Annotated in this window: 9 protein-coding genes; all 9 read right to left on the reverse strand. The window is 42.2% G+C overall.

Going from position 1 to position 19,450, the window contains the following annotated elements; translation table 11 throughout:
- Window positions 1-218: 218 nt before the first annotated feature.
- Complete coding sequence (locus OXPF_RS06295) at window positions 219-1,169, reverse strand: transposase (protein WP_083479724.1); 951 nt, start codon at window positions 1,167-1,169, stop codon at window positions 219-221.
- A gap of 226 nt (window positions 1,170-1,395) precedes the next feature.
- The gene (locus OXPF_RS06300) at window positions 1,396-10,104 is read right to left on the reverse strand and encodes a glycoside hydrolase family 94 protein (RefSeq protein ID WP_054874361.1); all 8,709 of its coding nucleotides are present in this window, start codon (window positions 10,102-10,104) and stop codon (window positions 1,396-1,398) included.
- A 452-nt stretch (window positions 10,105-10,556) separates the two neighbouring features.
- Window positions 10,557-11,804, reverse strand: coding sequence for a DUF1015 domain-containing protein (locus OXPF_RS06305; protein ID WP_054874362.1), 1,248 nt, complete (start codon window positions 11,802-11,804; stop codon window positions 10,557-10,559).
- A 386-nt stretch (window positions 11,805-12,190) separates the two neighbouring features.
- Window positions 12,191-13,069 (reverse strand): Cof-type HAD-IIB family hydrolase, encoded by an 879-nt coding sequence (locus OXPF_RS06310; RefSeq protein WP_054874363.1) that lies wholly within the window; start codon window positions 13,067-13,069, stop codon window positions 12,191-12,193.
- 31 nt (window positions 13,070-13,100) lie between these two features.
- Complete coding sequence (locus tag OXPF_RS06315; protein WP_054874364.1) at window positions 13,101-14,993, reverse strand: cell division FtsA domain-containing protein; 1,893 nt, start codon at window positions 14,991-14,993, stop codon at window positions 13,101-13,103.
- A 321-nt stretch (window positions 14,994-15,314) separates the two neighbouring features.
- Entirely contained in the window at window positions 15,315-16,418 is a 1,104-nt protein-coding gene (locus OXPF_RS06320; protein ID WP_054874365.1) for a cell wall-binding repeat-containing protein, read from the reverse strand.
- A gap of 17 nt (window positions 16,419-16,435) precedes the next feature.
- A complete protein-coding gene (locus OXPF_RS06325) occupies window positions 16,436-17,722 on the reverse strand; it encodes a hypothetical protein (RefSeq protein ID WP_054874366.1) in 1,287 nt (428 codons plus the stop codon).
- A 97-nt stretch (window positions 17,723-17,819) separates the two neighbouring features.
- On the reverse strand, window positions 17,820-18,611 hold the full coding sequence (locus tag OXPF_RS06330; protein ID WP_054874367.1) for a TasA family protein: 792 nt from the start codon (window positions 18,609-18,611) through the stop codon (window positions 17,820-17,822).
- Window positions 18,612-18,737: 126 nt separating this feature from the next.
- Complete coding sequence (locus OXPF_RS06335) at window positions 18,738-19,304, reverse strand: signal peptidase I (RefSeq protein WP_054874368.1); 567 nt, start codon at window positions 19,302-19,304, stop codon at window positions 18,738-18,740.
- Window positions 19,305-19,450: the final 146 nt, after the last annotated feature.

A 19,450-nucleotide genomic window follows, 5' to 3' on the forward strand; every position in this document is an offset into this window, starting at 1 on the left:
ACTCAAAAATTCACCGGTTGAGACCGATTTGGGACGGTTAACAATTAATGATTATCAGTTGAATATTATAAAAAATCCATCATTCAACACAAATTACTCTGATTTTATGAGAAATCCATATACATGTTCTATGGCTTCTAGCGTATACAAAAGGCAGCTTGTACAATTTTTCAATAGTTAAAGATTTGAAGCAGCAATTGAAAATTAAAAGACATTATTTATGCTGTTTTACAGTTTTCGAAAATATCGTTCATTATGCTTCTGTATTTATCATTACTTTGGAGCAAATCAACACCAATAGAGCAAAGTTTAGATACCCTAGATTGTGTCACATTGCCGATAACTCTGCAAATATCAACATATTTTAAATCACAAAATGCTCGTAGGAAAAGGACATACAAGGATCTATATTCCGTAGCTTTGCTGTTACTTTTCATTGAAAGCATTATCTTCTTAAAACCTATTTTCTCTGACATTTGCTGTGCAACATCCACTGCCGTCTGCTCTCTCAAATATAAGCTTTTTTGACTCCAATAGTCATTGAGTTCGTTCTCAAACTCTATATCCGAAAGTATATCCAGGCTGATGCATTGCTTTATGTAACCTAAATATTGATTTCTTGCCAAATTGATATTCTTGCCAAAATGTAGAAGTACGAACTTGTGATCTACCAATCCAAACGCGTCCTGTGCTAACCCCAGATAAATTCCCAAAGTTGAATAGGGGTAGCCTTCGATATTACCATTATAATTTTCTAAATCAATTGGGTTATTGTGAATGTACCCGGACAATGATATGAGATAACTTTCGTCTTCTACAACCTTACTCTTGAATCTGTCTTGGAAAAGATGTCCATGTCTGCCATGCCTTCTGTTGTAATATTGAGCATAGGACTGGTTGACTCCATGCATGACTTTTGATATGTCGGCACCATTGGAATAAATGATAAAATGGGCATGCGTATCCATAATGCAATAGGCATAAACCTTGAAACGAAACATCTCCTGATATTTTTTGAGCGTCTTTAAATATCTGATTTTATCGGTATCATCGTCATATAGCAATACTTCGCTAATGCTTCTAACCATGATGTGATATGTGCAAGATGGAGCTTTTATTCTTGCGCATCTTGGCATGAAATCATCTCCTTTATTTGTTTTTTTTATCATTGTTGCCTAATTTTTGTAGATTAAACAAATTGTGGATAAATAAAGAAGAATTGTTAACCGTCCCCAAACCTCAAACGGGCACTAAAATAGTAGTGAGCTGAATTGTGGTATTAGCAGAAAAAGTTGTTAACCGTCCCCCTGGATTAGCAGAAAAAGTTGTTAACCGTCCCTCTGGATTAACCGTCCCCCTGGATGGAAAAAAGCGGAGCGGGGAGCTCCGCTTTTTCTACATGAGGACGTCGATGTGGTGGTCGCGGTTGTCATTGGTTAAAGGGATTATGTTGTCTTCCACCACGCCTCCGTCTAGGTATACCTTTTTGACACCGTGGTTGGTGCCGTAAGGGTTTTTGACGGTGATTATATATTGGGTGTCCTGATAGTTGTATTTCATGGAGTATTCTCCCCATTCTTTTGGTATGCAAGGGTCAATCATCAATTTGTCGCCGCGGATTTTAAGGCCTAAGATGTGTTCTATGCACACTCTGTACATCCAGCCGGAGGCTCCTGTGTACCAGGTCCAGCCGCCTCTGCCTACGTGGGGTTCAACGGCATACACATCTGCTGCCATAACGTAGGGCTCCGCCTTGTAGCGGGCGGTATCCAATGCAGTAGTTGAATGGTTTATCGGGTTAATCATATTAAACAATTCCCATGCCTTGTTGCCGTTTCCCAGCATTGCAAAGGCCAGGACCACCCATACGGCGGCATGGGTATACTGGCCTCCGTTTTCTCTGACTCCCGGCACATAGGCCTTGATGTACCCCGGCTCCAATTCACTTTTATCAAAGGATGGAGTTAACAGCATTATTAAACCTTCATCCCTTTTTACCAGATACTGCTCCAATGCACCCATAGCTTCAATGGACCTGTATTCTTTACCGCCTTCTGATATTACCGACCAGGACTGAGCCAGGGAATCAATCTTGCACTCGCTGTTTGATGCGGAGCCTAGTGGCGTGCCGTCATCAAAATATGCCCTTCTGTACCAGCTTCCGTCCCATGCATTTTTTTCTATATTATTTACGATAGTTTTTGCAGTCTCAATAAAGCTGTCTGCCTTATCGTTATCTCCTTTCCTCCTGCATATGGGAGCAAAATTATTGAGTATCTTATACAAGAACCAGCCCAGCCACACGCTTTCGCCCCTTCCCTTGTTTCCAACGGTGCTCATGCCGTCGTTCCAGTCTCCCGACCCCATTAAAGGTATTCCGTGCTCACCGAATTTAAGGGACCTGTCAATCGCCCTCAGGCAATGATCATAAATGGTTCCTGCTTGACCGGAAACCCGGGGCTTGTTGTACCTTTCATCTTCTTTTTCATCTAATGGTTCATCCTCTAAAAAAGGCGCTGTTTCATCCAAAATGCTATAATCTCCGGTAACACTTATATAATCTGCTGTAACGTAAGGCAGCCACAGCAAATCATCGGAGAACCTGGTTCTGATTCCTCTGTCCGTTACGGGATGCCACCAGTGCTGCACATCACCCTCCAAAAATTGATGGGCGGCGCTGTATAAAATATGGCCCCTCGTACTTTCAGGCGATACAAAGGATATGGCCATTGCGTCCTGCAGCTGATCTCTGAAGCCATAGGCCCCGCCGCTCTGATAAAAAGCAGACCTGGCCCAGAACCTGGAGGCTATGGTCTGATACATGAGCCATCCGTTGACCATGATATTCAAGGAGTTATCCGGCGTGGACACCTGTATAGTTTGAAGCTTCTTTACCCACATTGCCTTTACTTCATCAAAAGCAGACTTTACTTCACTTAAATCCCTGTATCTTAATGATGTATTTAAAGCCTCCTCACGGTTTACACCCTGGCTTAATGTAAATACAAGCTCCTTTTCCTCATCTTCTTCCAGAATTAGGCTTATCTCCATGGCACCGCAAGGGTCAAATCCCGCCCCCACTTTTCCGGATAAATTGTTTCTATATAATCCAACCGGGCATTCTAAGGATTTTCCCCTCCCGATAAATTCCGCCCTGTCTCCCGTTACATTTCTCTCAATTGCCGATGTATCAATGCACACATATCTTCCGGCAAAATCATCGCTGTAGGTGTTTCTTAGAAGCAGTGCCCCCGTTCCTTCATCCACCTCTGAGACGATGTAAGGTGCCGTAATCTGGTCCGTCACACCAAGGACCGGCCTCATATAATAGCACACCCTCAGGCTTCTCGGCCTGTCGGATATATTTTTAAGCTTTACATGCATTATTTTTATCTTCCCGCTCTTTGGAACAAATACCGTCATTTCCTGTTTTATGCCATGGCTCACGTGGCTGTATACCGTATACCCAAAGCCGTGCCTTACAACATAAGGCTCTTTTTCTCTTATTGGGTTTGCCGTTACGGACCACACATCCAAATCCTCGGCATCCTTGATATATAAAACCTCTCCCGGAGGATCAGCCACCGGGTCGTTGTACCAAGGCGTTATCTTATATTCCCTGCTGTTTTCCGCAAAGGTATAGCCCGAACCGCTCTCCGTCACAATGCAGCCAAATCCCTCGTTTGATATGACGTTTGACCAGGGTGCCGGCGTGTTTGTATCCTCGTTTATCTGTATGACATATTCGCTGCCGTCCTTTTTAAAGCCCCCCAAGGAATTGTTAAATACAAGCCCGTTAACAGTTTCCTTAAAGGGCGGATAACTCTTTCTGGGTCTATTGACATCTTCGATGGCAGGCACAGCATTTTCAATATGTTTTAACCTAAGCTGCTTTGCAATGGAGCCAAGCTCTCCCTTTAAGACAATTCTGGCTGCGGTATATAAAAGCACCCTCTCCTCAGGCTCCATTGTGTTTGCCTGCCTTAAAAAGACGCCGCCTGGACGGTTTTGCATATCTCTTCCGTGGCTGGCTGCCACAACATCCTCCAAATGACGCTGCAGAGTTTGTATGTAGCTTCCAGCATCCTCATTCAATATTACAAGGTCAACGGCAAAGCCCTTGTGACGCAAAAATTCATGGGCTTTTAATGCTTCCTGCACCACATCTATTTCATCTATTTTAGATAAAGCCACTAATAAAACCGGCACATCCCCGGAAATTCCATGGGGCCATAATCCCGACTGCCCTTTTACATTCTTTTTAAGCACGTCTTCCCTCGTTCTCCTTAAAGGGCTTACATACAAAAGATGGGCTACCATTTTCTGATATGTCTCGACCTCGCTGTTTCTTAAATTGAGGAAGCCGGATTCCATCTGGCTCTTGGTCCATGCCAGCTCATATGCTCTGTTTGACGCCGGCATTTCGCTGTATTTGCCGGCAAGCTCCATTACTCCCTCCCGGCTTGCTGCTATACCGGTAGTGTATACAAGCTTTACGGTTTCTCCCCGCTTTATCCTGACCCTTCTTCTCAAGCTCATAATAGGGTCGATAACCGGCCCAATGCTGTTAAGAAGCGGATGATCCACATCCATTGCCGCCGGGTTGGATAAATCCCTGTTTCTTCCTAAAAATTTCAACCTGTCTGTTTCATACTGCACCGGTCCTATGGTTTCGCCTTCAACGGCAACGGTATGAACAAGCCATACGGGCTTTTCCTCCAATGACCTGGGACGCCTTGTGGCAAGCAGGCTGTTATATTTATCCACATATTCAGTCCTTACAAAGAGCTTGTTAAAGGCGGTATGGGCGGTATCTGCCGACTGCCGTGACAATACGACCTCAAAATAGCTCGTGACTTCAATAACCCTGGCATGGTCACTGTGGTTTGTAAGGGAAATCCTTCGGATTTCCGCATTATCCTCGGGAGATACTGAAATTTCCATGTGGGTATCAATGCTTCCGTCCACCCGCTGAAATTCCACCTTATCGGCTGAAAACACCACTCTGTACTCCTCCGGCATGACCTTGTACGGCTCATAGGCCGCCGACCACACATTGTTGGAATTTATATTCTGGATGTAGAAAAACATCCCGTAAGTATCCAATACCGAATCCTCTCTCCACCTGGTGATTACCGTATCCTCTTTTCTGCTCAAGCCTGTGCCGCTGTTTGATACAATTACGGAATAAGCGCCGTTTGATATAATATGCGCATCGGGGAATGGAAGTACAGGCTCCTTTATGACCTTGGCATAATCCTCAACAGGCTTTGCAATCTTCCCTACAGGATAAATTTCATCTTCAACATCCTTTGTAAGCACAATCCTCCCCGGCATCTTTTCCTGAAGCAAAAGCTCGGTGGCTTTTATCTTTGGATCCCTGTGAAATCTTTCCTGCATTATGTTATCCTTCAAAAAATTGTTCAGGGATATAAGGCTCATGCCGTGGTGATGCACCATGAAGCTTCTGACAATGGCTCCTTTTTTATCTACCGGCACTCTGCCGGGAGTGTAATCTATGGCTTCGTAAAATCCGTAGGCTCCCATAAGGTCTTCTTTTTTTAATTCCCGTATGTTTTTCATGGCAGACACCGGATCCACCATCAATGCTAATATCGTGGCATAAGGTGCAATAACGATATCATTTATCAATCCTCTTTTTAATCCTAATTTGGGGACACCAAAGGCTTTGTACTGGTAATTAAGAGAAGCATCAAAGCCGTAGTAGCCGCATTCCGACACACCCCAGGGCACCCTCCGCAAATTACCGTACTCCTTTTGCCCCGCCACCACGAAATTATAGGTTTCATCCATAAGGGTGTTTTTATAATTTTTCATGAAAAGAAGGGGCATGAGGTATTCAAACATTGTACCGCTCCAGGAAACCAGACCCTTCGTGCCGTCAAGAAGGGTTAACTGCCTTCCCAATCTGAACCAGTGCCGCTCCGGCACATCTCCCTTTGCAATGGCAATAAAGCTGGTCTGCCTGGCCTCCGATGCAAGCAAATCGTAATAGGATTTGTTAAGCTGCTCTTCTTCTATGCTGTATCCTATGGCAAAAAGCTGCCTGCCCTCATCAAAAAGAGGTTTAAAATCACAGCCTGCTGTCATCTTTTCAGCTGCTTCCCACAGTATTTTGCCGGTGCTTAAAATTTTATTGCAGTTCAGATAGGCCTTCATCACCGAGTCCTTAAATTCCCTCAGCCATTTTGATGCTTCTGGCTCCTTTGCTTCACCCATTATGCTGTTTATATCCGCCATGACCAGGCGGTAATTTTTGCAAAGCCCCGCCGGCGAGGTGTCCTTAGCTATTTTGTCTATGACATCATTTACCTTTATCCTGATTTTATTTTCACTGCCCCTTAAGGCGCAGGACATTGTTTCCGTCAGTTTAACCCAGGGCATTGCATCCATTAACTCATCCTCAAGGGAGGCAATCATGGAGTCTACCTTGTAATTCCAGGGAGAATTGCCTAAATTAAGGGCTCTTTCAATTTCACTTTTTTTGTTTTTAAAGTCCGTCAGCGCCTTAAACCAACCTGCCGGGCTGCCGGCTGCGCCTTTAAAATAGGACATAAGGCTTATAACCTCATCCTCATAACCTAAATCATCTTTTAAAAGTTCCAAAGTGTCGAATATGCCGTCTATAAAGGCAGCATCAATAAGGGGCCTTTTCAAATATTCCTTAAGCCCTTCCTTTAAAACCATGAGGCAGCCGACAAAATTGCCGCTGTCAACGGTTGAAACATAAAGAGGCCTTAAAGGCTGCAATGTCTTGGTATCGTACCAGTTATAAAAATGCCCCTTCCAGGTATCAAGCTTCTCCAGGCTTTTAAATGTATTTTCTGTTTTTTCAAGCATTTCCTTTGTGGATATATAGCCTAAATCCCGGGCACAAAGTATGGATGCAAGCAGCAGCCCCATATTTGTAGGAGATGTCCTGTGCGCCGCACCCCTGTCCGGCTCCTCCTGGTAGTTGTCGGGAGGCAGATAATTTTCCGCCTGTCCCGCAAAATCTTCAAAATACCTCCAGGTCTTTCTTGAAAGCCTTCTTAATTCATAAATATCATCTTTGTTCAATAGGGGTTTTTTATGATCATCCGCCAGGCTGATAAACTGTGCAATGGTAGGTGAAGCAACCCACAGTATGACAAAAACAAGGGTACCGGATAAATTAACCGGAGATACCGTCAGCACCGAAATCAGCAAAAGCACGGCAATCACGGGCGCCGCCCACATCCTGGTAAAGAAGGATTTTGTATCGCACTTGAGCCGGGCTTCAGCATCTGCCGCCGTTTCCCACTCCAAAAGGTTTCTCTTTGTTACCAACAGCCTGACTATGGTACGAATCACCGCATCCAGCATCAGATAAGCCCTGTAAGGCATGAATATTAAAGTCAGGAGCGTCTGAATAAAGATGCTTTTAAAGTCAAAGGCCGTTCTCGAGCTTAAGCTTTTAGTCCTGGTTCTGGCGATAACCGCATCTGCCATGCCGCAAAGTATGGGCAGGGCAATTGTAAGTATGGCAAAGCCGGTCCACAGCGATTTAAGCCCCGGCAGCACAGTGAATGTAAGAAAAATCAATATCACCTGGGCAGGGGAAATAAGACTGCGCCTTAAGTTATCGAAAATCTTCCACCGGCTTATGGCAGACAATGGGTTTTTAACATACTCGCCCTTCACGTCCTTTACCTTTGGCATCAGCCAGGGCAGAAGCTGCCAATCTCCCCTCACCCACCTGTGCATTCTGGCGGCATAGGAGTTATACTTGCTGGGGAATCCGTCTATTAACTCAATGTCAGTTACCAGCCCCGCCCTTATGTAAGAGCCCTCCAAAAGGTCGTGGCTAAGCACAGCATTCTCCGGGATATATCCCTTTAGCATGCTCTGAAAAATGTCTACGTCGTATATGCCCTTGCCGGTGAATATGCCTTCACCGAAAAGGTCCTGATACACATCGGATATTGCGTTGGTATATGGGTCGATTCCGCCTTTTCCCGCAAATATTCTGGAAAATAAGGATTTATTTGCATTCAAAACGCTGACATTAATGCGTGGCTGCAGTATTCCATAGCCTTCCAAAACCCTTTTTTGATTTTCATCCACTACCGCCCGGTTTAAAGGATGAGACAGGGTTCCGATGAGTTTTTTTGCCGCGCCTCTTGGCAGTTCGGTGTCCGCATCCAGCGTAATTACATATTTAACGGGCGGAATCTCCGATAAGTCATTGCTTTTTACATGATATGTAGTATCTTGTGCGCCTCTTAAGAGCTCATTGAATTCCATGAGCTTTCCTCTTTTTCTCTCCCATCCCATCCATTTTCCTTCGGCAGGATTAAATTTCCTGTACCTGTGGAAAAAATAAAAAATATCATTATCAGCGGCGTATTTTTGATTGAGCCTGTAAACCTCCTCCAAGGCGGTCTTGATTATATCCTCATCCCCCGGCATTTCCTTTTCCTTGGCATCGGTAAAGTCTCCCAGGATGCCAAAATAAAGATTCTTATCCTGGTTTGCAAGATAATATACCTCCAGCTGCCCGAACAATTCCTTTACCCTTATCTTATTGGGAAGAAGGGTGGGCACCACAACCATTGCAGTGCAGTTCTCAGGTATTCCTTCCTTAAGCTCCAGTTTGGGCAGGAATGACGGGGTTAATATATGGGTGACAACCCAGTTGACTATGCCGACGCCCAGTTCGCTTGCCGGCAAAAGCGCCGCAAGGGCGCATAAAATAAGCACGGCAGCACTTTGCCCATCAGCCGCTTTGTAGTTTGCAAATGCCAATGTAAATGAAATGATCAAAGTCAGTATTGAAACAGACCACAGGTATATCAATGTTGGATACAGCTTTAAAAGCTTTATGAATTTTTTCCACGGCCCCGGCTTATAGCCAACGATCTCTTCTAATTTTTTTCTGCCGCTGCCTAAGATGTAATAGCCGACATGGTTTATCCTTTTATCATCATCCTCAGGTGCACTTAAAGCGCAGTCCAATGCCTTTTGGGCCACCATGGATTCGGAAATCCGTAAATCCTTTGCCATCAATTCTATTTCGTGGCGGTAGCAGTCCCTGCTTTCAAAATCCATGCGGCTGTAAACACCCGCCGGGTCCTCCTCAAGAATTTGTTCAACGGGACTGAGCTTTTCAAATATGTTGTTCCAGCCAAGATTCGATATGAGCCTTAAGCTGGTTATGGTGTTGCCTATGGATATCTGCCTTTTAGCCTGTTCCTGGTGCTCAATTGCTATGACTTCCGAGGACTTGGTATCCTTGGAAGCCAGTTTGTCATCTATCAATGCCATAATTGCGCCTGTTTCACCGCTGTGCCGCCTTATCCTCACTAACAGCCGCTCGGCAAAGGAATGGCTCATAAACTCCATATCCTTGGTAATTGAGTTGATTTCAGCTGCAACGGTGTTTATATCAACATTGTCTCTTAATATGGAATCAGCCAGGTCATCCGCCAGGCTTTTCTCTCCCTGGGATTTTAATATTTCTTCGCATAAATTCCTTATAAACTCAATCAAGGCGACGCGAAGCATTATGGGCACTGCCCATAATTCTCCGCTGGTCAGCTGGGATTTTGACTGATAAGCCTTTAAAAAATTAATTAAAAGCCGCTCATCTATCCGCCCGTCAGTATGGGATACAACCTCAAATGCCAGGCTGTACACCCTCGGATAGCCTTTGTGTTCTCCGTTTAAAATGCTGGGAAGCGCTGCATAATATCCCTTTGGAAATGACAATCTTATTTCCTTTACCTGCTCTTCGATGACATAGAAATTGTCAAAAAGCCACTCGGCGGCAGGGGCGACAGGACGCCTCTTTGACACCTCGGAATTTAGCTCTTTATATGTTTTTGCTATGTATTCAAAATTTTCGTTAAGCCTTGGTATGAGCCTCTTTGAAGATTTGGTTTTTGATGAAACCGCATGGCTCAGCGCTATTTCCATACTGTGCTTTTCTAATTCTTCTATATTAAGAATGGCTGCCCATGTGTGAGGGATGGTGTCGTTTTTTACTTTCATGCAATTGTAAAGATTCACCGCAAGGACAGCTATGACGATTATAAAAAGTACAATTAATATAATTAAAAGCATAGTATTATGTCTCCCATTCAACTCATTTTTTGTCTCATGGTTTTATAATACCCATAAAAAAATTTTTAATTAAATTTAACAAAAAAATGTGCTGAATCTCAGGCTCATAACTATTATCATCAGCACAAAAAGCAGCCTTTTTCAAAGGCTGCCCTGTTAAAGTGCTTTATGAGGTTGTAAGATTAGCCATATTTTCTGTGAGGCATCAGTTATATGATCAGAGTGTAAAATTAAGAACCAGCCTAAATATGATGGAAGGAACATTGCGAAGTGGCTGTAGAAGCTGTTAACGAGACGCAGGGAAGCTGCATCATTGTTTGAGTAAAGCAAGCTATGGTGATAGGTTGGTGACATTCCTCAAAAAAACGAGGAGTGTCACCTTGCCTTAACAGTCGAGTTTTACAGCTTCTAAGCTACGTAGCCGTGAATGGAATCATATTTATGCTGGTTTATTATTTAAGCTCGTGAATAAAGAGGCCGCTTCTTAGCTTTGGCTCGAACCAGGTGGATTTTGGAGGCATAACCATGCCGGCATCGGCTATAGCCATCAAATCAGAAATGGTGGTTGGATACATGGAAAAAGCCACGCCATAGCCTCCCTCTACTCTTCTTTCCAGTTCTTTTAAGCCCCTTATCCCGCCTACGAAGTCAATTCTTTTATCCGTCCTTGGATCTTCTATTCCGAGGATTGGATTCAGCAAATTGTTCTGCAATATGGATACATCAAGCGAATCCACCGGGTGATTTTCATCAAATGTCTTTTCCTTGGCAGTTAAAATGTACCATCTTTTGCTTAAGTACATTCCAAAGGTGTGCTTGCAGGCAGGCTTATACTGTCCTGAGCCTTTATATTCATCAACGTAAAATCCCTCGGAAATCTCAATTAAAAACTCCTTGTCAGTCAGTCCGTTCAAGTCTTTTACAACCCTGTTATAATCCATAATATATAATTGCTCGTCGGGGAAAAGCACCGATAAAAAGTAGTTGAATTCCTCGCTGCCATCGTAATCAGGATTTTCGTCCCTTCTCATTAAGCCTACCTTGACAGCCGATGCCGCTCTGTGATGGCCGTCGGCAATGTATAAATAATCTATGCCTTTAAAAATATCTGCAAGTTCCTTAATAATATCATCATTGTCAATTGCCCAGATGGTGTGGGAGACGTTGTCCTCAGCCACAAAATCGTATGCTGCTTTATTATTTGATGTCCAGCTGTCAATTATGCTGTTAACCCGGGCCTTTGCCCTATACAGCATGAATATGGGGCCGGTATTGGCGTTGCAATAATCCACGTGGTTTATTCTGTCCTTTTCCTTGTCCGCCCTGGTGTGTTCATGCTTTTTTATGACATCCTTCATGTAATCATCAATGGATGTACAGGCAACAAGCCCGGTCTGTGCACGCCCATCCATCACCAGCCTGTATATATATAAGTTGTCCCTCTGATCCTTGTTTAAAATACCTTTATCAATCATTGAATAGAGATTGTCCCTTGCCTTTTCATATACGCTTTTGTCATATATATCAACGGATGGCTCCAGGTCGATTTCCGCTTTATCAACGTGCAAAAACGAAAACTCATTTCCTGTTACCATCTTCCTTGCCTCATTGCTGTCCATAACATCATAAGGAAGGGCTGCCACTTTTTCAGCCAGTCTGGTCTCAGGTCTTATTGCCTTGAATGATTTTATAATAGCCATTAAAATCTCTCCTGTTCTGGTTAAACTCCAACCATTCTATATTTCTATAAATTTTATCAGATTTTGATGGACTTTACTATACTAAAGTTTAAAAACGGCAGGTATGTCCTAATTGTGTCAAATAATTAACAATCACGAATCGTCCCTTGACCCATTTTTGCCTTTTAAGGGCAAGTCCCAATTATGTCAAAATAATCAATAATTGTTAACCGTCCCCAAGCACCCCAAGCACCAAGCAACTTCCCCAGGCGACTTCGGTCCTAAATGACTAGACGACTTTAATAAACCCAATGAGGAGCATGTCCTAATTGGGTTAAAAAGACAAATAGTTGTGAACCGTCCCCTTCCAGGAATAAAAATAAGTGTTGCGGAAGCAACACTTATTTTTATTCCCGGTGGAATTCCCCATCGAAGATGAGTTTTTGGATGGCATAGGCGGCGCCATGGTCGTCGTTTGATTTTGTGTGAAAGGAGCATGCCGCCTTGACTTCGTCTACGGCGTTATCCATGGCGACGCCGCAGCCGGCATATACAAGCATTGGCATATCGTTGTAGTTGTCTCCCATGGCTATTATTTCTTCACGTTTGATGCCTTTTAAATCCGCCAGCTCTTTTAGGGCTGTTCCCTTTGTGACGCCCTCCACCCCTACTTCTACGTTGTAGTAATTGGAGGATGTGATATCGACATGGGGTATGCCTTTAATGCTTTCCTTGAATTTAGCCAGAGCTTCCTTATCCGTTGATGATACCTGTATTTTATAAAAGCCGCCTTTTTTTGAAGCCGCAAAGGCAGCCAGATTTCTCTTGACGTTTACTTCGGTAAAATAAAGCCTTTTTATTCCCCTGATTATTTTTCTTATGCTGAACTGGCTGCTTACAGCGCTTTTGGAATAGTTCTTAAGTACTTTTAAAAGGTCAAACCTGCTCTTTGTGTAAATGTAATTATCATCATATATATGATAATATATGTTTGCTTTTTCCGCCCTTTTTATAATAGCGTTCAAGCTGTCCCTGTTTATATAATGAGTCTTTACGATATTTCCGTTTTCATCGGCAACCTGGGCTCCGTTGCACCCTATAACGGAACATTTTATGCCGCTTTCCTTTAATATGCTCTTTGCTGAAACGTAGGGCCTGCCGGTAACTATGGCAAATTCCACTCCGCTTTTCATAGCCTCTTTTATTGCATCTGCATTTTCTTTGGAAATTTCCCCCGAGCTGTTAAGCAAAGTCCCGTCCATGTCGGACACAATGAGCTTATACAAACAAACCACCTCTTTTATTACGTCCGGATGATTACTTTTCCCAGAACACCTCTATTATATCACCATTTTTTAATTTATCCGAGAATCCCGCATCTTTTCCGTTTAATTTCAGCTTGATGTTTCCTGCAGGCTTAGATAAATCAAAATCATATTTGTTGAAGATATCCACAAAAATTTTGTTGTCGCCTTCCAAAGCTATATTCTTTCCATTGACGGTGACATTTATGGTATTGACCTGAGGCATAATTTCCGCAGCTGCAGCCTGCTTCTCTTTACTTTCCGAAACAGCTCCTGCCAGGTCAGCCGCTGCTTCTCTGACTGCTTCTTTAACTCTTACAGGAACACCTATCTGAATTTCATCATTATCCTTTATTATATATAAACCATCTTCTTCTTTTCCGTTAACTTTTATAACCTCATCATCCACATTTATTCCGTATTTATATGCTGCCTTAATTATGGAGTATTCCGCATCCTCGCCGTTCAGTGCATTCTTAATGACTATAAAATCTCCGCTGTTAACTATAGTCTCCAGATTAGCCGGCTTGTCGTTTATGAACATTTCCGGCGGCGACGGCGGCCCTCCCGATATTTTTCTTGATGCACCGTTTAACGTAAATTTTACGCCTTTTCCGCTTCTGCCCATCAAATTTGTCGGATCGTAGCCAATCAAGCCCAAAACCTCCACAATTGTGAGGTTTTCGGTATTAAACAGCCTGTATTCCCTGCCGTTTACGTACACGTTTATGAAATCATGTCCGGCTTTTTTAAAGGCAGTCATGGCTATACCTATGACGGTAACGCCTTCCGGTCCCTCTATTATCAAGTTGCTGCCGTCTATGTTCTGGATGGAATCCGTCTTTTTAACGGTAATCCTCTGCCTGTCCATTCCAAGCTCAGCTGCTGCAGCATCTATTAAATTAATGGTCTGGCTTCCGCCTCCAACGAAAAATATGGCTCTCGGCGCTTCACCGTTAAACTGTAAAATAGATTTTGATATTTCTCCGGCCAGCCTTTTTATGGTACCATCGATTGCTTGTATAACCTCACCGGTCTCAACTGTGTTTTTCATGCCCGTTATATCTTTGAAGCTTACTTTTTTCTTTTTAGCCAGGCTTCTTTTTATTCCTTCAGCCGTATTAAAGTCCACAAGGTATTTCTCTGCAATAGCCTCGGTTACCTCATCCCCGGCTACAGGCACCATTCCGTAAGCGGCTATGTATCCTTTTTTTGTAATAGCGATGTCCGACGTCCCGGCGCCGATATCCACCAGAGCCAGATTAAGCATCCTGATATTCTCCGGCACTACTGCCTCGATTGCCGCTATAGGCTCTAATGTCAGGCTGGCAACGGATAAGCTGCATAAATCCAGCACCCTGTATAGTCCGTTTACAACGGATTGAGGCAGGAAGGTCGCCAAAACATCGGCACCTATGTATCTGCCTCTGTGGTTAAGTAGGTTTGTCATGGTGTATCCGTTTAAATAATATGAAATTATGCTGTAACCAACACAGTAAAAATGATCCTTTTCATTTGTTGATTCTTCTTTTATAATCCTGCTGGCCTCGCTTACTCCCTGAAACTCCAACCCGCTTATTGTAACGCTGTCTATATCCATATCATCTAAAAGGTCCTGCTCTACATGGACACATTTTGTCTTCAATGCCCTTCCCGCGGCAGCAATGGCGGCTTCCTTCAAAGTATACCCGATTTTGTCCTCCAGTTCTCTTTTTACCTTCATAACAATCTGGGCAACTTTTTCAACGTCATGAACCTGTCCGTCAATCATGGACCTGCTGTCATGCTCCACCATGCTTTCAGCCACAATCTTTACAGAAGTAGCCTCTCTTTTGCACACTATTCCTATTACGCTTCTTGTTCCTATATCCAGGGCAAATATATGGTTATTGTTTGACGTATCCATCAAGGCAGCACCTCATCTTTACTCGGTTTCCTTATATTTCTACTTAATTATACAATAACTTGCCTTTGCCCTTCAAGTTTTCTAGATTTACTATCTTAAATATGATTCATTAACTGCTACGTGACTATGAGATTGTAAACTTGGCTGTTTTTAATATTAAGGGACACTTCTCACTTTGTTGAGAAATGTCCCCAGCTTATTGCCATAACTTGCTGTCGCTCAAACAACGGCACAGCTTTCCTTCGCCTAGTTAACAGTCTCTATAGCAACTCCGCAGTGTTCATTTCATCATATTAAGATAGCTCCCTTGAAACATACTAATTATTTAACTGAAAAAATAAAACTGCCCGTTAAGCTCTTTCCCATGTAAATATTATGGTCGGCGTTAACCGGGGCGAATACACATTCTATAATAAAGTCCTTCTCTTTGTTCATCCGGGGCGGCAGGTTGGATGTCAGGGTGAGATTTATACCGTTCAAGCCGGCAACAGTTGCTTTGCCATAGGTTTTTCCCTCAGGAAGAGTAATGAGCTTGCTGTCAAACTTCATGCTGTTCACTATGATTTGAGTTCCCAAATCAGGGTATGACGGGATACAGCTGAAATATGCCGACAATTGCGCCTTTCCGGTGCCGGTATTTTTTATATGGTATACTGCAGTGAATTTGTCTCCAGGTGAGGCGTTCATGATATTAAAAGGGGTGGACTCCTCAAAGATTTGTTTATCTATTATGATGGTTTTTTCTTCTTTATTTCGATTCTTATTGTTTGTCTTATTGGGCAATAAAGGGTTTACCCTGTTTAAAATATCAAGTGCGATATTTAACGGCATAAAATAATAACCGCTTGGCATTATAGTATTGTATGTCGAAGGAGATAAAAAATTAATAATGTTTTTCTGCGGTGAAATATTGACGGGATAGCCTGTATTAATGCCTCTTGTTGTTAAATTTAAAGTAGATGTGAGAAAATATGAGAGCAGGTATCTGTCAATGCCCTGTATACGCTCTATAATTAATCCTGACTCTTTTAATCTATTCTCAATCACTGGCGGTATGCTGTTTATATCTCCGATTATTATTATTTTTGATGGTGAAAGCTTATGTATTTCCTGTACAATCTGCATAGAAATATCATTATACCCGCTAAAATATACCGGCACATTAAGCCTTGCAGAAAGTGAGCCTGCAAGCAGGGCATCCGAAAAATTTCTCCAACTTGCCAGTATTATATATTGGGATGATATTGAGCCGGCCTGTGATACATTTATGGAGTTATGGAATCTGCCCATACCCAACAAAATATTGAAGGGCAGAGTATTTGCCCCCGGCATGGCTGCAGCTTTTATATTGCAATACAATAGGCTGTTAAGCAAGATATATGCAGTTGTAATAAAGGTGATATAACGCAGCCTTTTATCCTGCATGACTTTTGCTCCTTTAGTTAATTATTCCGGCTATTTTGTCTATTTTCATTATTTCCGTCAACCTCTTCGTCATTTACAGGCTGTTCAATGGGGTCATTTATAGGATTGCTGTTCTGATTCTCTTCACCAGTCACACCGGCGCCGTTATGTTCCACCTGATTATTTTCCTGACCGCCCTTTAGCGCATCTTCAGCATTCCCGATTGGATCATCCTGATTATTGCCGCTATTTTGCCCATTTTCGACACCGTCAGTTCCTGCTTCAGCGTTATCATCGCCGTTTTCTGCATCTTCCGTCTCATGAGAAGAATTTTCATCATTTTGAACGCTATTTTCTATATCCTGCTGACCAGAATTTTCGACTTCTGTATTTGTTTCCTCCGTTGTATCAATAGTTTCCGGCAGCTTTTCCCTATTATCCAAATCAAGTCCTGCATTCTGTTCTTTAAGTGAATTTACTTCATCTTCCAAAGAGATAATAACGGCTTCAAGCTCAAATATTTTATTCTCTTTATCTGCTATTTCTATTCCCATGCTTTCATTCTCATGGTCCAGCTCCTGAGCTGTATCATATAGTCTATCAACATATTCAATTAAGCCTGGAGTCAAAGCCTTCAGCAATCTCAATTGTTCTTTTGAAAATGAAAATTCAAACATATCCTCCGAGAATTTTTCATTTACTCCCAATCCGGCTGCAATGTTATCCACAATATCCTCATCCCAGATGCCGTATCGGACAATATATAACAATAATTCAGTCAGTTCATCGTTAAGGCTGCTGTCCCCTGTAATATTCTCTTCATTTTCCAGAGCTTCAATAAAGGAAGCCTTTAAAAAATCACCTTTAAATGTGAAGGCAAGGCCTTCATCGATAAACTCATTTAAATACTTTACTTTTATTTCACCTGTAAAGTCTTCTTCATTCTGCAAAAGCTCAAGATACTGCCTCAGTGTAACTCTGACTTTAATGGGAACTTCAATGCTGTCAGCAATTCTGACAGGGTTTAACGGAGACACATATTGGGCAGCTTCTCCTTCAACAGAGAAAAATATCAAAGGGCTGTCAGTTATTTCAGCTGATTTTGCCAGCCGTATCTTATCGGGATTAATTGTCTCCATATTTATAACCGCTATTATTGAATCTGCCGTTCCTACCTGAACATCCATATTGGCAGAGGCAGCTGACGAAAACCAGGAATATACATTCTGACCGGAGAAAAAAGCAAGGGAGATAAGCACACCGGCTGCTAATATTATGTTTATCCTTATAATTGTCAACATTGATTTGTTATTTACATCTTTCAATATGCTTACCTCCCATCATGGTAATTTATCTTTCTTTCAGATTAATTAATTGATTTTTCGCCGAATCAAACTTCCGTCCGTCAAACCTAATAATTTTCTATCTGTATAATTCAGCGCTGTCTTTTAAATAATCTTCCTGTCCCGCAAGAGCACCATCAGGCAGCTCCAATGCTTCTTCAAAATCATTTAATGCAGCCTGATTGATTTGTGTTGCTTTAACTATATAACCTAAACTTGCGGATTGTCCTTGTTCTGTTGCCGTGTCTTTATATTTAATTCTGAAGCTTATTTCATAATATCCTTTAGCGCCTACGCCTTCCATATCCCACGAGTCTCCGTTTGTCATAAAATCTAACGGGCCTTTGCCTGTTATCCAGTTATAAAGATCTTTAGTACCTCCGGCTGCTTCAAACTTTTCTGCCTGGCCGCCTCTAATAAAACAGTCTTGGTTTATTGCGGTACCATAGTAAGGGTCATTATCATCATCTCTATGCTCCCAGCGGAGAACTTCTTCTCCTCCGTCCTTAAAATACTCTACTTTATAGTCATAAAACTCATAATCCTTAAAAAGATGATAAGAACTATCCTCCGGTTCCGGACTCATGGTGAACCTGCCAAATATAGCCGCCGGAAGAGTACCTGTATTTTTCACTATGACTTTAAACTCTTCGGTAACATCACCCGGCTGCATATTAGCAATGTTGAAGTTTATTCTATTTTCTTCATTCTCCAAAACTGTGCTGCCATCGGTGCTTACCGACAAAGTACCTGCCGTGATTACATTTCCTGCACTTGTCTCAGTACTTGAAAACCATGCATATGAGCCTATCCTAAATCCCAATGCAATAGACCCGATTAGTATCAAACCAAGTAATATTCTTTTTTTCATTGCTGAACCTCCTATATTCAAAATATATAACATCATGTTTGTCCTTTAAGTCACTGAATCAAAACTAAAACTGAGCTCCATAAAACATAATTTACTGTGTTGCTACTTATACAAGCTTTCATATGGCTACTCCTTATTCCCTGCATCTGCACTTCTGTTTAATTCCTCACTGCCTGACCAGCTCGAAACACCCTCATCTTTACCTAAAAACAGAAATATCGCCGGCAGAACTATGAATATAAAAAATCCTGCCCCGCTTCTTATAAAATTAGCAATATACCCTCCGAAAGGTATTCTCAGCATCATTACGCCTTCCAGCCTTTCAGGCTGTACGAATTCTCCGTCAAAAGCATTGTTTGCATCACCCTTTGTCAAAAACAAAGGTGCATTGTTATAGTCAATAACATCGGCCACTCTATGGGTGACGTAGATATCGTTGTCCACATTATAGGTAATGATGTCTCCTATTTTTATATTTGAAGCTTTTGTTTCCCGGGAAATTATCATATCACCGGCATGAATTGCCGGATGCATACTGTCAGACAGGATGGCCAAAAACCCGAAGCCAAAAACCTTTGGAATGCGTCCCGGATTTTTTATGTTAGAAATAATCTGAAATAAAGATAGGAATATAACCGTCAATAACAACAAACTCAGTAAATTTGCTGCCCATTTTTTAATTTTTTTTGGCATCTTTCCTCCTCTTCTCTTAATATTATTAAATAGAGGTATTTGTCCACTTCAAAGAGCATATGCCCCTTCTATCTGTCCATTATTTTCCATTTAGAAAGATGTTATACATAGAAAACAAAATATTTTTACATAACTGTGCAGGCCTG

The sequence above is a fragment of the Oxobacter pfennigii genome (assembly GCF_001317355.1).
Classification (GTDB): Bacteria; Bacillota; Clostridia; order Clostridiales; family Oxobacteraceae; genus Oxobacter; species Oxobacter pfennigii.